Genomic DNA, 14740 nt, shown 5'->3' with positions numbered 1-14740 from the left:
CGGACCGTTCGCGACCGGGAACGCCGGGGCCTCAGGGCACCCGGTGCAGCGTCGCGACGACCTCGGCGCAGGCCGCGGCGACCGGGGCGCCCACCGGCCGCCGGCACCCGGCGACGAGCTCGTCGGTGCCGGAGAACACGACGTGCCAGTCGACGACGGTCCCGTCGCCCGGTGTCTCGGTCCAGCGCAGGACCGCGCGGCCGCCGACCGTCGCGGGCACCGGCCCGGGGGCGCCGACCAGCGCGGCGAGCTCGCGGCGGGCGCGGTCGGGCTCGCGTCCGGCGTCGTAGCCGAGCGGGCTGCGCTCCAGCACGAGGAGGTCGGCCCCGTCCGGGCCGCCGGCGGGGGTGAGCAGCACGCGTCGGCGCTGCGGGTCGCCGCCGGTGTGCTCCCAGCCGGTGGGCAGCGCGGCGGCGTAGCCGTACTGGGCGACCGTGGCCCCGGCCGGGCTCACCGGGCGCGGACCACCGAGCAGCAGCCCGGCGCCGAGGAGGACCGCTCCCAGCACCCCCGCGACGACGATCGCCGCCCCGGCGCGGTCCGGGCCCTCGGCAGGCGGGGTGGCGGGGTCGGGCGCACCGGGCCAGTCCGGTTCCTCCGGCGCCTCGCCCGCGCCGGGCGGCGGGACGACCGTGCCGGGGCCGGGGCCGGCGAGCACGGAGGCGCCCAGCACCGCGGCCCCGACCACCGCCGCCGCCTCCGGACCCCAGGGCTCGCCGCCGTCGGGCCGGCACCCGGCGACGCGCACCGGGCACGGGAGCCGGTACCCGGCCGGGCCGCCGGGCCGCCCCGCGGCCCGAGTGTCCGTAGCCCGGGTGCCCGCGGCCCGGCTGCCCGCGGCCCGAGTACCCGCGGTCCGGGAGTCCGCGGTCCGGGGGTCGGCCGCAGTGTGCTCCCCGGGGAGCGGGCCGACCGTCCCGGCGACCACGACCAGCTCCGCACCGGTCGCGAGCACGAGCGAGGCGAGGTCGGAGCCCCGCTCCCCCACCCGCTCCGGCACCCCGTCGCGGACCAGCACCACGTCGTCGTCGACGACCAGGACCGGCCCGTCCGGCAGCTCCGGTTCCGCCGCGAGCACCGCGACCGCGGCCGGGACCACCAGCACCCGCGGGCCTCCGGGGAAGGCCCCGCCCGCCGTCGTCCCGACCCGGACGACGACCCGTGGCGGCTCGTCGCCGAAGAAGTCCGCGACGGCCGTCGCCGGGGGTGTGCCGGGCGGGGCCGCGGCGACCAGGCGCAGCCCGGTGGCGTCCGCGGCGGCGAGGAGCACCGCGTCGCGGCGGTCGTGCACGGCGACCGCGACGCCGCTCACCCCGGCTCGGTCCACGCCAGCTGCACCCGTCGCGCCCCGGCCCGCCGGTCGACGAGCACGCCGCGGCCGGGTGGCATCGGCCCGGGGCGGACCTTCTCCAGCAGCGCGCCCTCGTCGGGGCTGCCGGAGCCGACCAGGCCGGGGGCGCCCAGCTCGCGCAGCCGCCCGAGGACCGGGTCGAACAGCGCCCGCCCGGCCCCGCCGGTGCGTCGCGCGAGGACGACGTGCAGCCCGACGTCGCGGGCCTGCGGCAGGTAGTCGGCGAGCGCGAGCAGCGGGTGCGTGCCGGCCGACCCCGCCGCGGGGACGACGAGGTCGTAGTCGTCGACGAGCAGCCACACGTCCGGCCCGCTCCACCAGGACCGTTCCCGCAGCTGGGCCGGGGTGACGTCCGGGCCGGGCAGCCGCCGTCCGAGCGAGCCCGCGATCTCGGCGCAGGCGTCGGTGGTGGCCTGCGCGGTCGAGGTGTGGGCGAGCAGGTGGCTCTGCGGGACCCCGCCGAGCAGCGTCCGCCGGTGGTCGACGACGACGATCCGCGCCTGCTCGGGCGTCCATCGCGCGGCGATGCCGTGGGCGAGGGTCCGCAGCAGGGTCGTCTTGCCGCCGCCGGAGTCGGCGAAGCAGAGCAGGTGAGGCTCGTCCGGGTCGAGCTCGACGGTGGCGAGCCGGTCCTCGTCGACGCCGAGCGCGGGCCCGCGGCCCGGGCCGCTCGGGAGCTCGGTGACCTCGATCCGGGTGGGCAGCAGCCGCACCGGGCCGACCGACGGGCCGTCCCAGGCGTCGTCGATCTCCCGGGCCGGGTCGGTGCCGGGGACCAGGCAGGGCGCGGCGACGACGGTGGCCTCGCCGTCGGCGGACAGGCCGTGCCCGGGCAGTGCGGGCACCGCGGCGGCACGACGGCGGTCCACCTCGGAGTCCGACGGGTCGCCCAGCCGCAGCTCGACCCGGCTGCCGAGCTGGTCCTTGAGCGCGGGGCGGATCTCGGCCCAGCGGGCGGCGGACAGCGCGAGGTGCACGCCGTAGGCGAGCCCGCGGGCGGCGAGGGCGGTCAGCTTCTCGTCCAGGTCCTCGAACCCGGCGCGCAGCGCCGCGTAGCCGTCGACGACGAGCAGCAGGTCGGTGGCGGTCACCCCGGCGAACCCGCCCGCGGCGCGCCGGGCCCGGAACTCCTCGATCCCGGCGACGCCGTGCGCTGCGAACAGCTGCTCGCGCTCGTCGACGGCGGCGACGGTCTCGGCCACCACCCGTCGCACCAGGTCGCCGGCGCGGCGGTCGGCGACGGTTCCGACGTGCGGCAGCCCGGCCAGCGGGGCGAGCGTGCCGCCGCCGAGGTCGAGCACGTGCACGCCCAGCTCGGCCGGGGTGTGGGTGAGCGCGAGCGCGGTGACGACGGTGCGCAGCGCGGTCGACTTCCCCGACCGCGGCCCCCCGACGACGGCGAGGTGCCCGGCCGCGCCGGACAGGTCCAGCACCAGCGGGTCGCGCCGCTGGGCGTAGGGCCGGTCGACGAGCCCGACCGGCGCGGCGAGCCGTCCGACCGGTCCCGGTGCACACAGCCCGCGCCCGGCCCGGACCAGCGGGTCGCCGAGCACCACCGGCAGCGGCGGCGGCTCCGCCAGCGGCGGCAGCCACACCCGGTGCGCGCGCGGACCGGGCCCGGACACCGCTCCGGCGATGCGGTCGAGAACGGTGCCGGTGGGCGCGGGCCCGTGGTCCGGCGCCGGGAGCTGCGCCGAGGCGGGCAGCGCGACCGGGCCCGCGCGGAACGGCAGCGCGAGCCGCGGCGCCCCGGGTGCGCGGCGGCGCTCGGCCCGCGGGGTGTCCGGGCCGGAGACGTAGGCGGCCCGGAAGCGCACCAGCTCGTCGGTGCCCGCGGACAGGTACGCGGCGCCGGGCGTCGGCGGGAGCAGGTGCGCGTCGGGCACGCCCAGCACCGCGCGGGACTCCGCTGCGGAGAAGGTGCGCAGCGCGACCCGGTAGGACAGGTGCGACTCGAGACCGCGCAGCCGTCCCTCCTCCAGTCGCTGCGAGGCCAGCAGCAGGTGGATGCCGAGCGAGCGGCCGAGCCGCCCGACGGTCACCATCAGGTCGATCATCTCCGGCCGCTGGGCGAGCAGCTCGGAGAACTCGTCGACGACGACCAGCAGCGACGGCAGCGCCGCCAGCGGTGCCCCGTCCCGGCGCAGCGCGTCGTGCTCGGCCAGCGACGACAGGTTCCCCGCGGCGCGCAGCACCTCCTGGCGGCGGGTGATCTCCCCGGCGAGCGCGTCGGCCATCCGGTCGACCAGGGTCAGCTCCTCGGCCAGGTTGGTGATCACCGCGGAGGTGTGCGGCAGCCCGGCGAGCCCGAGGAACGTCGCGCCGCCCTTGAAGTCGACGAGCACCAGGTTGAGCTCCTCGGCGGTGTGCGTCGCGACCAGCCCGAGGACGAGGGTGCGCAGCAGCTCGCTCTTGCCGGAGCCGGTCGCGCCGATGCACAGCCCGTGCGGACCCGCACCGCCCTGCGCGGACTCCTTGAGGTCGAGCAGCACCGGCCGGCCGCCGTCGTCGGTGCCCAGCGGGACCCGCAGCCGCTCCCCCGGCCCCCGCCGGCCGCGCAGCGCGGCGACCCCGGCCGGATCCGTCGTGGACAGTCCGAGCAGCGACGGCAACCCGGTCGCCCCACTGTCCACACCGGACGCGACGACGTCGGCGTCGCCGTCCGGGCGGTAGCGCGCGAGCCGGCGCGCGAGTGCCAGCGCCTCGGCGACGACGAGCCCGTCCGGGACGCCGACCTCCCGGCCGCCGGGCCCGCCCCGGCGCAGCGTGCGCACGCCGTCGGGCCCGGTCCCGGCGGCGAGGCGCAGCACCGACGCCGCGGGCCTGCGCCCGCCCGCGGGCCCCAGCCGCAGCACGGTGACGCCGGGCAACCCGGCCCACGCGCCGGGGGTGTCGGCGGCCCCGTCGAGCACGACGAGCAGGTGCTGCTGGGCCGCGGACGGCTCGTCGACCCACCAGCGCCGCACCCGGTCCGGGTCGTCGGTGATCATCCGGACCGGCCCGACGGCGTCGGAGAGCCGCGGGTGGGCGACGTGCGGCAGCCACTTCGCCCACTCCCAGCGCGCGGCCGCACCCCCCGGCGCGACGACGGCGAGCCGCGCGTCGTCGGGACCGTGCCAGGTGACGTACTGGGCGACCAGTGCCCGGGCGAGGTCGAGTACCGGGGTGGCGTCCGGGTCCGGTTCGAGCCAGATCGTCGCCGACGCGCGGGTGTCGACGGCGACCGGCAGATCATCCACAGTGGACCAACGACGGAGGAAGCGGCGCAGCGCCAGCGCGGACAGCGGTTCGAGTGTCTCCATCGGACCGGTGTGCGGGGCGGTGAGCCGGGTGGCGAGGCGCTGGGTGCCGCGCCCAGCGCGCAGGCGGCCGAAGTCGTCGTCGCCGGGGCGGCGCTCCCACAGCCGGTCCGCGGCGAGCACGTCCGGCCAGGCGGCCGGGTCGGGGTGCACGGCCTCCAGCGCGTGCCGCTGCTCGGCGGCGATCGCGCGGGCCCGCCCGCCCAGGACGTCGAGGTAGCGCAGGTAGTCGCGGCGGTCCTCGTCCATCGTCGCGGTGCGCGCGCCGGCGCCGCGGCCGCCGCCGGCGAGCATGCCCAGCGCGGACAGCGCGAACATCCCGCCGAACAGCCAGGTGCTCGTGTCCCCGCGGCCCAGCACGACGAACAGCAGCGCCCCGCCGACCATCGCCAGCGGGAGCAGCCGCGCCGCGAGGCCGCCGGGGACCGGGCGTTCCGGCTCGGGCGGCGGCTCGAGCACCAGCTCGCCGCCGGGCAGCTCGGGCACCGAGCGCCGCGGACGTCGCATCCCGACGGTCCCCGCCATCGCCACGCGCCTCCTGTTCACGGTTCTCCCGAACGCCCACGGCGGCGCCGGGGCCGTCGGATACTCGCAGCCGCCCCGGGCCCGCCGGGGCCGTTCGGGGAGATCTGCCTCAGGAGCCGCCCGTGACCTCCGTCCTGCCCGCACCGGCCGCGACCGGCCCCGGCGACGCGGTGCCCGCCACCGCGCACGGGCCGGTGCCCGGCCGCTGGACCCGGGTCGGGGTGCACACCCCGCGCGGGCGCCTCGACGTGGCGCTGCCGGCCGACGTCGCCGTCGCCGAGCTGGTCCCGATGGTGCGCGAACTGCTGGGCCGCGCAGCCACCGACTCCCCGCAGGCCTGGCGGTTCACCGGCCCGGCGGGCGGCCCGCTGCCCGCCGACGCCACCCTCGACGAGCTCGGTGTCCACGAGGGCGAGCTGCTGCACCTGGGCCCGCCGCGCCCGGCGCCCGCGCCGCCGGTGCTCGACGACGCCGCCGAGACCGTCGCCGGTGCGGTGCGCGGTGCGGCCGACGCCGCCGGGACGGCGCGCTGGTCCGGGACGGCCGCGGCCGTGCTGGCGACGGCCGCCGCGGGCGCCGTGCTGTCCACCGTGGACGGTTCGTGGCGGCCGTGGGCGTGCGCGCTCGCCGCCGCCGGCGCCGTCGGGGCGCTGCTGGTCGCCCACCGCGCCCGCGACGACGACTGGCTCACGACCGCCGCCGCACTCTGCGCCGTCCCCGCCGCGGCGACGGCCGGGCTCACCGCGCTGCCCGCACCTGCCGGAGCGGGGGCGCTGCTGCTCGCCGCCGCCGGGACCGGTCTGGCCGCCGCCGCGGGTCAGGCGATCGCGCGGGCGGTGTCCCCGGTCCTGCTCGCGGTCGCCCTGGCCGCCTCCGGGACCGCCGCCGCGGCGCTGGCCCGGCTGCTGCTGGAGGCCCCGGTGACGGCCGTCGCGGCCGGGCTCGCGGCGCCCGCCCTGGCCGCCGGGCCCCTGCTGCCCCGGCTGGCGCTGCGCCTGGCCGGGATCCCGGCCCCGGCCGTCCCGACCGACGCCGAGTCCGTCGCGGGCGCCGAGCGGGTGCTGCCCGGTGCGGAGCTGACCGCCCGGGCCGGGCTGGCCCGCGGCCTGCACACCGGGACGCTGGCCGGCACCGCGGTCGCGGCCGCCGGGGCCGCCGCCGTCGCCGCGACCGGGGGCTGGACCGGTGGCCTGCTGCTGGTGGTGACGGCGGCGGTGCTGCTCCTGCGGGCCCGTGCGCTCGTCGAGCCCGCGGCGGCCCGCGTCCTGACCGGGGCCGCGGTGGTCGCGGTCGCCACCGCCGCCGTCCCGGCCGCGCTCACGCTGGACCCCGCGCCGCGGCTCGCCGTCGCGGCCGGGCTGCTGCTCGCCGTCGGCGCGGGTGCCGCGGCCGCGCGGACGAACCCGTCGCCGCCGGCCCGCCGGGCGCTCGACGTGTGCGAGCTCGTCCTCACCGCCGCCGCCGTGCCCGCCGCACTGGCCGCGATGGGGCTGTTCGCCCTGGTCCGCACCCTGTGACCGGCCCGGCCCGGCGGGCCGTGCCGCTGCTGGCGGCATCCCTGCTCGCTCTCCCCCTGCCCACCCCGCCCGCTGCCGCCCCCTCCGTCACCCCCGCCGCGTCGTGCGCCGTCCACACCCCCTGTGGGGTCGCCACACCCCCCGCACCGGGTGTGGGGGCGGGCGACGGGGTGTGGAGGCGGCCGGTCGCCGCGGCGGCCGAGCCCGGACCGCCGGGGCCGGCCGACGGGTTGCGGCAGACGCGCGCCTGCACCCCGCCCGGCGACGACGGCCCGGGCGCCGCCCGCGGTGCGGTCCCGCAGCCACCCCCGGATCTCGCGACCGGTGCGGGGCAGCTCGTCGCCGTCGTCGACACCGGGGTGGCGCCGCTGCCCCGGCTGGCCGGACGGCTCAGCGGCGGCGGGGACTACCTCACCGGCGGCGACGGCCTCACCGACTGCGACGGCCACGGCTCCGATGTCGCGCTGCTCCTCGCCGGAGCCGCCGACCCCGTCACCGGGCTCGGCGCGGGCATGGCGCCGGGCGCGCGGATCCTGTCGCTGCGCCAGTCCTCGGGGCGCTTCGCCGTCCGCGGCACCGACGGCACCGAGCGACCCGCCGGGGAGATCCGCACCCTGGCCGCGGCGATCGACCGGGCCGTCGCACTCGGCGCGAGCGTCGTCAACGTGTCCGAGGTGGTGTGCGTGCCGTCCGCGCAGGTCGACTCCGCGGGGGCCGCGCTGCGCGAGGCCGTCGAGGGCGCCGAGCGGGCCGGGGTGCTGGTCGTCGCCGCGGCCGGGAACATCGACGGGAGCGGCACCTGCACCGGTGACCCGGACCTGCGGCCGCTACCCGCGTCCTACGACACGGTCCTCGCCGTCGGCGCGGTCGACGGAGACGACGTCCCCGGCGACTTCTCCGTGCCGGGCCCCTGGGTGGACCTCGCCGCACCGGGGGCGGACCTGCCCCGTCCGTCCGGACCGGACGGTGCGGTGGTCCGCGGCACGTCGTACTCGGCGCCGCTGGTCGCGGGGACCGCGGCGCTGCTGCGCGAGCGGTTCCCGATGCTCACCCCGCGCCAGGTCGGAGACCGGCTGCGCGCCACGGCCCGCCCCACCGCGGGCGACGGCCGCACCGGCCACGGGGTGCTCGACCCGGGGGCCGCGCTGACCGCGGAACCGCTGCTCCTGACCCCGGACGACCCCGCCGGTCCCGGCGGCCGCGCCGGCCCACCCGGGGCGGGCCGGGCTCCGCTGCCGCTCGCGTCGGCCCCGCCACCGGACCTGCCCGTGGTGGCCGGGGTCGGCGCGGTAGCGGCGGTCGGCGGGGCGCTCGTCGCGGCGCTGGCGGGGCTGCGGCGCCGGCCCTGAACCGCGGCTCAGCCCGGCAGGTCCGTCACCTCCCGCGCCGCCGCGACGCTCAGCACCCCCGCCCGCGGCAGCAGGCGCACCATCTCCGCCGGTGCGTCCCCCGCCTCCCCGATCCCCAGCGCCCGCCCGGTCCCGGCGTCCGCGACGCCGTGCACCGCACCGGACGCGGCGAGCAGCAGCCGCGTCCCGCCGTCACCGCCGCCGGTGTCGGCCGGCCCGGTCCGCAGCGGCCCCGGGCCGCCCCCCGGCAGCACCACGGTGTCGAGACCCGGTCCGGCGTCGTCGGCACCGGCGAGGCGCACCCGCACCGCGCCGGGCGCGACCGGCTCCCCGGTGCCCGCGACGAGTGCGCGCCGTCCCTCGCGCCAGGTCCCGCACAGCACCGGGGGCACCTCGGTGACCTCGGCCCGGGCGGCGGGCCAGGCCTCGGCGCCGGGCACCCGCGTCTGCCCGACGTCGTCGACCAGGCCGGGCGGCAGCGTCGCCGGTTCGGCCTGCCCGGTCCGGGAGCGGACGGCGTCGGCGAGGGTGACCGGGATCCGGGCGAGCCCGTCGTCGACCACCAGGAAGTAGGTCGACCCTGCCCCGAGCGACTGGCTGCGCACGACGTCCCCGTTCCGCCCCAGCCCCGCGACGGGAGTCGGTCCGGGGGCGGGTACCCGCAGCGGCGCGCCCTCCGGGATCGCGGAGAGCAGACCGTCGCCGACCCGGCGGACGGGCGCGCCGAGCAGGCCGAGCCCGTCGAGGGCGTTCCGGTCGGACGGGTCGATCCGATGCCGGGCGCCGTCGTGGACCAGGTAGGTCGCGCCGCCCTCGGCGGTCAGCAGGGCCACCGGTTCCGGTCCGGCCGGGACGGGTCCGAGCGACCCCGCGAGCACCGTCGTGGTCCCGGCGCCGGAGCCCTCGCCGCGGGTGTCGCAGACCGCCCACGCGGGTGGGACCGGGACCCCGTCGAGCGGGACGCCGACGGTGCCGGGGACGGCCGCCGGCGCGGTGCGCGGCGCGGCGGCCAGTGCGTCGTCGGGCACCGGGACGGGCACGGCGGTGGCACCGTCGTCGCGACCGTGCGCGGCGAGGACCAGCCGTCCCGCGACCGGGTCGGGCACCGGCACGAGCAGCGCGGACCGGTCGGGGTCGCGGACCACGGCGTAGAGCACGCCGCTGCGCTGCCCCTGCACCAGCGCCCGGGAGCGCCAGTCGGTGGCCGGGTCGACCCGGGCCAGCAGCGCCGCCACCCCGAGCGCGAGCAGCCCGACCAGCACTCCGGCGAACACGGCGCGCCGCTGCGAGCGGATCTGCTCGTGCAGCGGCACCGGGTCCCCCCGCACCAGCGCGGCCTCCATCCGGCGCACACCGAACCGGTGGGCGTCGACCTGGTCACGGGTCGCCGGGGCGCGCTGCACGCGCGCGGGGGCGGGATCGGTGCGCACCGCCCGGACGGTAGGACGGCCACGACCCCGGCGGAGCCGGTCCGCGGTCACTGCGTAGAAGTACGCCACCTGACCGATCGGTCCAGTTCGTTGCCACCCTCACTCTGTTGCCCATAATGTGCCGTTGCGTGATCACCCTCCGGAACATCGTCGTCCCGTTGGTGGCCGCCGCCCTCGTGGCCGGCTGCTCCGCGCCCACCGCCGCCCCGGGCGAGGCGGGCCCGGCCGGGGACGGCACCACCATGACCCTCGCCGACGGCTACGAGCCCGACGACCTCAACCCGCTGCTCGGCTACGGGGCGGAGGGCGCGAGCAAGTTCTACGACGGTCTCTACGCCCGCGACGCGCAGCGCACCCTGCAGCCCGCGCTCGCCTCCGGCCCGGCGACGTCGTCACCGGACCGCCTGTCCTGGACGGTGCCGCTGCGCCCCGGCGTCACCTTCCACGACGGGTCGGCCCTCGGGCCCGAGGACGTCGTCGCCACCTACGCGGCGATCCTCGACCCGGCCCGCGCCGCGACGATCCGGTCGAGCGTGCCGATGCTCGCCGGGGTCGAGGCCGTCGGCGACGACGCCGTGCGGTTCCGGCTGTCCTACCCCTACGGCGCGTTCCCGGCCCGGCTCACCTCCGGGATCCTGCCGTCGGAGGTCCTCGAGGGCGGCGGCCCCGTCTCCGACCTGCCGGTGAACACCCGGGCCGTCGGCACCGGCCCGTACCGGCTCGCCGAGTGGCGGCGCGGCGACGCGATGGTCATGGAGTCGAACCCCGGCTACTGGGGCGGTGCACCCTCGGTGACCCGGGTGACCGTCGTGTTCGCCACCGACGACAACACCCGTGCCCAGCGCACCGCCGCCGGTGAGTTCGACGGGACCGTGCTGCCGCCGGCGCTGGCCCGCGCGGTCGCGCAGCAGAGCGGGCTGGCGCTGCGCGAGCACGCCAGCGCCGACTACCGCACCGTCGCGCTACCGTTCGCGAACCCGGTCACCGCGGACCCGGCGATCCGCGCGGCGCTCAACCGCTCGGTGAACCGCCAGGGCATGATCGACGCGTTCCTCGCGGGGCAGGGCGAACCGGCCCACCACCCGATCCCGGGCGTGCTGCCCGAGCAGGTCGAGCCCTCGGCGACGTTCACCTTCGACCCCGCGGAGGCCGGCCGGATCCTGGAGCGGGCCGGCTGGGTCCCCGGGCCCGACGGGGTGCGCGTCCGCGGCGGGCAGGCCGCGCGCTTCACGCTGATGTACCCGGCCACCGACACCGTGCGCCGCGACCTGGCCCAGGCGTTCGCCTCCGACGTGCGCGCGGCCGGGATCGACGTCCGGCTGGAGGGACTCGGCTGGGAGGCGATCGAGCCGCGGATGGGCGCCGACGCGCTCGTGCTCGGCGGCGGCGACCCGTTCGACCCGGGGTTCAAGGCGTGGCAGCTGCTGCACTCGTCGAACGCCGCCGACGGGTTCAACAACCCCGGCTCCTACCGCAACGCCGCCGTCGACGCGGCGCTGGACACCGCGCTGCGGGCGCCCGACGAGGCCGCCCGCACCGCGGCGGTGAAGGAGTTCCAGCGGGCCTACGTCGCCGACCCCGGCATGGTCTTCCTGGCCTTCCTCGGCCACAGCTACGTCACCCGCGACGCCTGGGACGGCTACACCCCCGTCGTCGAGCCGCACACCCACGGCACCACCTGGGGCCCGTGGTGGAACCTGCAGGACTGGACGCCCCGCTCGTGACGGCCGTGCTCCCGGGCCGGCACCGCGGCCGCGCGGTGGCCCGGCTGGCCGGGCTGCGGCTGCTGCTCGGCGTCCCGACGGTGCTGCTGGTCGCGGTCGGGGTGTTCCTGCTGGCGGCGGCGTCGCCGTTCCGGCCGGTTTATCAGTACTTCGGGGTCGGGATCTTCTCCGCGAGCGACGCCGACATCGCCGCCGCCGAACGTTCGCTCGGGCTGGACGCGAGCGTGGGCGAACAGCTCCTCCGGTGGCTGGGCAGGCTGCTGACCGGCGACCTCGGGCAGAGCCTGTCGATGCGGCAGCCGGTGGCCCAGGTGGTCGCCGAGCGGCTCCCGTGGACGTTGCTGCTGGTCACCCTGGCCCTGCTCGTGTCGCTGGTGCTGGCCCTGGCCGCCGGGACCGTCGCGGCGTGGCGGCAGGGCGGCTGGTTCGACCGGGCCGTCACCGCGGTCGGGCACACCCTGGAGGGGCTGCCGCCGTTCGTGCTGGCCCTGGGTGCGATCGCGGTGTTCGCCGTGGCCTGGCCCGTGCTGCCGGTCGCCGGGCTCACCGATGCCGGCGCCGCACCCACGTTCGGCCAGGTGAGCAGGCACCTGGTGCTGCCGGCGCTGGTGCTGGGGGTCTCCCAGACGCCGTGGCTGGTGCTGCACGTGCGGGCCTCGCTGCTGGCCTCCCTCGACGACGACCACGTCGCCGGCGCCCGGGCCCGCGGCCTGCCCGAGCGTCTCGTCGTGCTGCGCCACGCCCTGCCGACCGCGCTGCTGCCGTTCGTGACGGTGCTGGGCAACCGGCTGCCGGAGCTCGTCACCGGCGCCGTGCTGGTGGAGACGGTGTTCTCCTGGCCGGGGATCGCGGCGGCCGTGGTCACCGCGGCGCTGGCCGTGGACTTCCCGCTGCTCGCCGCGCTGACCCTCCTCTCGGCGGTGGCGGTGCTGGCCGGGTCGCTCGTCGCCGACCTGACCGTGCTGCTGCTGGACCCGCGGGTGGACGCCGATGTCTGAGACCGCCGTCGCCCCCCGCCCGTGGCTCCCGGCCGGCCGGCCGCGCCCCGGCTCGCCCCGCGGCCGTCGCCGGTCCGGGCGGGCCCGGCTGGTCGCCGGCGCCGGCGGGCTGGTCCTGCTCGTCGCGGCCGCAGTACTCGTGCCGTGGCTCGGCGGGCTCGACGAGGGCGCCGTGGACTACACCGCGGTCCGGCTGCCGCCCTCGCCCGCGCACCCGTTCGGCACCGACTCCGTGGGCCGTGACGTGCTGCTGCGCAGCTTCGCCGGGCTGGGGGTGTCGCTGCAGGTCGCCGCGGCCTGCGCCGTACTCTCGACGGTGATCGGCACCCTGTTCGGGGCGCTGTCCGGGCTGCTCGGCGGCTGGTGGGACCGGATCGCGATGCGCCTGGTCGACGCCGTCAACGCCGTCCCGCACCTGCTGCTCGGCATCGTGATCGTCGCGCTCTACCGGGGCAGCGTGCTCGCGGTGATCGCCTCGATCGGGCTGACCCACTGGACGACGGTGGCCCGCGTCGTGCGCGCGGAGATCCTGACCCTGCGCACCCGCCCGTTCGTCGACGCCGCGATCTCCGGCGGCGCGTCCCGGCGCCGGGTCCTGCGCCGGCACCTGCTGCCCGCGGTCGCCCCGCAGGCGGTGCTCTCGGCGGTGCTGATCCTGCCGCACGCGGTGTGGCACGAGACCGCACTGAGCTTCCTCGGCCTCGGCCTGCCACCACACCTGGCGAGCCTGGGCACCATCCTCGGCGAGGGGAGACAGGCCGTGCTGCTCGGCTCCTGGTGGATCGTGGTGTTCCCGAGCGTGCTGCTGGCCGCGACGACGCTGTGCGTCGCCGGCATCGCGGCCTGGTGGCGGGACCGCACACTCCCGCGCCGGCGGTCGGAGCAGGCGCTGTGACCGGGCCCGGTGGCGCCGCACCCGGCACGGTGCTCGCGGTGCGCGGCCTCGACGTCGCCTTCCGGGTCGGGCGCGGGCGTCGCGCCCGCACGGTCCGCGCGGTCACCGACGCCGACCTGGACCTGCGTGCCGGGCGGCTCACCGCGCTCGTCGGGGAGTCCGGCTGTGGCAAGTCGGTGCTCACCGAGGCCCTGACCGGGCTGCTGCCGGGCACCGCGTCGATCCGCGGGGCGGCACTCCTGACCCCGCCGGAGCGATCCGATCCGGTGGAGCTCCTCACCGCACCCGAGTCCGTGCTGCGCGACCGGGTCCGCGGACGGCTGGTCGGGCTGGTCCCCCAGTCCGCCGCCACCCACTTCACCCCCACCCGCACCGTCGGCGCCCAGCTGCGCGAGACCCTGGCCCGGCTCGGCGCGACGGCCACCGTCGCCGACCTGCTCGACCGCGCCGCGCTGCCCCGCCACGTCGCCGCGCTGCACCCGCACGAGCTGTCCGGCGGGCAGGCCCAGCGCGCCGGGCTCGCCGCCGCGCTCGCCGGGGACCCACCGGTGCTGCTCGCCGACGAGCCGACCGCCGGGCTCGACCGGCCGCTGGTCGACCACGTCACGACGCTGCTGGCCGGGCTGGCCGCGGAGGGCCGCGCCGTCCTGCTGATCACCCACGACCTGCGCGCCGCCCGCGCCGTCGCCGACGACGTCGCCGTCATGTACGCCTCGCGGCTGGTCGAGACCGGCCCCGCCGACGACGTGTTCGCGACCCCCTGGCACCCCTACACCGCCGGCCTGCTCGGTGCGCTGCCCGACGCCGGGTTCACCCCGGTGCCCGGGCACCCGCCCGAGCTGTCCGCGCTGCCCGACGGCTGCGCGTTCGCCCCACGCTGCCCGGTCGCCGGCGACTGCTCCGGCGACCCCGTCCCGGTCCGCCGGGATGGGCGGAGCGTGTCCTGCCATCCGCCGACCGCCCCCGCGCTCCCCGCGGCGGCCCGGTCCGGGGCGGGGTCGCGGTGAGCCTGCGCGCGGAGGGGGTGCGGGCCGGGTGGCGGGCCGGGCACGCCGTCGTCGACGGCGTGGACCTGGCCGTGGAACGGGGGTCGGTGCTCGGGCTGGCCGGGCCGTCGGGGTGCGGGAAGTCGACGCTGACCCGGGTGCTGGCGCTGCTGCACGCACCGTGGTCGGGCCGGGTGACCGTCGACGACGAGCCGGTCCGCCGGTTCCGCTTCGACGCGCCCGCGCCGCTGCGCCGCCGGATCGGAGTGGTGTTCCAGTCCCCGCGGGCCTCGACCGACCCGCGGCTGACCTGCGAGGAGATCGTGGCCGAGCCGCTGCGCGCCGCCCGGGCGCCCGGGGTCAACGCACGCGTCGACGAGGTGTGCGCGCAGGTCGGTCTGACCGCCGAGCTGCGCGGACGCCGGCCGCACGAGGTGTCCGACGGCCAGCTCCAGCGCGCCTGTCTGGCCCGTGCGCTCGCGCCCCGGCCGGACTACCTGCTGTGCGACGAGATGACCGCGATGCTCGACGCGTCGAGCACCGCGGCCCTGGTCTCGGTCGTCGCCGCCGAGGTCGACGGCCGCGGGCTCGGCGTCCTCGCCGTCAGCCACGACGAGGCGCTGCTCGCGGCGTGGGCCGGGCGGGTGCTGCGGCCGTGGAGCTGAG

General features: G+C 79.1%; 10 protein-coding genes. 7 read left to right on the top strand and 3 right to left on the bottom strand.

Annotated elements, in window-relative coordinates:
- Positions 1 to 31: 31 nt before the first annotated feature.
- Both KPF22_RS06020 and eccCa read right to left on the bottom strand, forming a co-directional pair.
- Positions 32 to 1312, bottom strand: coding sequence for a type VII secretion-associated protein (locus tag KPF22_RS06020; RefSeq protein WP_224401429.1), 1281 nt, complete (start codon positions 1310 to 1312; stop codon positions 32 to 34).
- Positions 1309 to 5175 carry a type VII secretion protein EccCa gene (gene eccCa, locus KPF22_RS06015; protein WP_224401428.1) on the bottom strand — a complete coding sequence of 1289 codons (3867 nt, stop codon included), beginning with the start codon at positions 5173 to 5175 and terminating at the stop codon, positions 1309 to 1311. Before eccCa ends, KPF22_RS06020 begins: the two co-directional genes overlap by 4 nt.
- A 122-nt stretch (positions 5176 to 5297) precedes the next feature.
- On the opposite strand from eccCa, the gene eccD reads away from it, so the two are divergent.
- Together eccD and mycP are read left to right on the top strand one after the other, a co-directional pair.
- On the top strand, positions 5298 to 6692 hold the full coding sequence (gene eccD, locus KPF22_RS06010; protein WP_224401427.1) for a type VII secretion integral membrane protein EccD: 1395 nt from the start codon (positions 5298 to 5300) through the stop codon (positions 6690 to 6692).
- Between the two features lie 170 nt (positions 6693 to 6862).
- Entirely contained in the window at positions 6863 to 8041 is a 1179-nt protein-coding gene (gene mycP / locus KPF22_RS06000; RefSeq protein ID WP_224401426.1) for a type VII secretion-associated serine protease mycosin, read from the top strand.
- Positions 8042 to 8049: 8 nt separating this feature from the next.
- Here the strand turns inward: mycP and eccB are convergent, their stop codons facing one another.
- Entirely contained in the window at positions 8050 to 9471 is a 1422-nt protein-coding gene (eccB, locus tag KPF22_RS05995; protein ID WP_224401425.1) for a type VII secretion protein EccB, read from the bottom strand.
- Positions 9472 to 9599: 128 nt separating this feature from the next.
- On the opposite strand from eccB, the gene KPF22_RS05990 reads away from it, so the two are divergent.
- Genes KPF22_RS05990 through KPF22_RS05970 form a run of 5 tightly spaced genes read left to right on the top strand, consistent with a single transcriptional unit; the run spans position 9600 to position 14739 of the window.
- A complete protein-coding gene (locus KPF22_RS05990; RefSeq protein ID WP_224401424.1) occupies positions 9600 to 11195 on the top strand; it encodes an ABC transporter substrate-binding protein in 1596 nt (531 codons plus the stop codon).
- On the top strand, positions 11192 to 12193 hold the full coding sequence (locus KPF22_RS05985) for an ABC transporter permease (RefSeq protein ID WP_224401423.1): 1002 nt from the start codon (positions 11192 to 11194) through the stop codon (positions 12191 to 12193). The genes KPF22_RS05990 and KPF22_RS05985 overlap by 4 nt, the downstream gene beginning before the upstream one ends.
- The gene (locus KPF22_RS05980; RefSeq protein WP_208826684.1) at positions 12186 to 13088 is read left to right on the top strand and encodes an ABC transporter permease; all 903 of its coding nucleotides are present in this window, start codon (positions 12186 to 12188) and stop codon (positions 13086 to 13088) included. The genes KPF22_RS05985 and KPF22_RS05980 overlap by 8 nt, the downstream gene beginning before the upstream one ends.
- Positions 13085 to 14095 (top strand): ABC transporter ATP-binding protein, encoded by a 1011-nt coding sequence (locus KPF22_RS05975; RefSeq protein WP_224401422.1) that lies wholly within the window; start codon positions 13085 to 13087, stop codon positions 14093 to 14095. The genes KPF22_RS05980 and KPF22_RS05975 overlap by 4 nt, the downstream gene beginning before the upstream one ends.
- Positions 14092 to 14739 carry an ABC transporter ATP-binding protein gene (locus KPF22_RS05970; protein ID WP_224401421.1) on the top strand — a complete coding sequence of 216 codons (648 nt, stop codon included), beginning with the start codon at positions 14092 to 14094 and terminating at the stop codon, positions 14737 to 14739. The genes KPF22_RS05975 and KPF22_RS05970 overlap by 4 nt, the downstream gene beginning before the upstream one ends.
- Position 14740: the final 1 nt, after the last annotated feature.

Origin of the sequence: Pseudonocardia sp. ICBG1034, assembly GCF_020131375.1 — a bacterium.
Taxonomy (GTDB): Bacteria; Actinomycetota; Actinomycetes; order Mycobacteriales; family Pseudonocardiaceae; genus Pseudonocardia; species Pseudonocardia alni.
The sequence above is the reverse complement of the archived record's forward strand: the minus strand, read 5'-3'. Positions and strand labels throughout refer to the sequence as shown.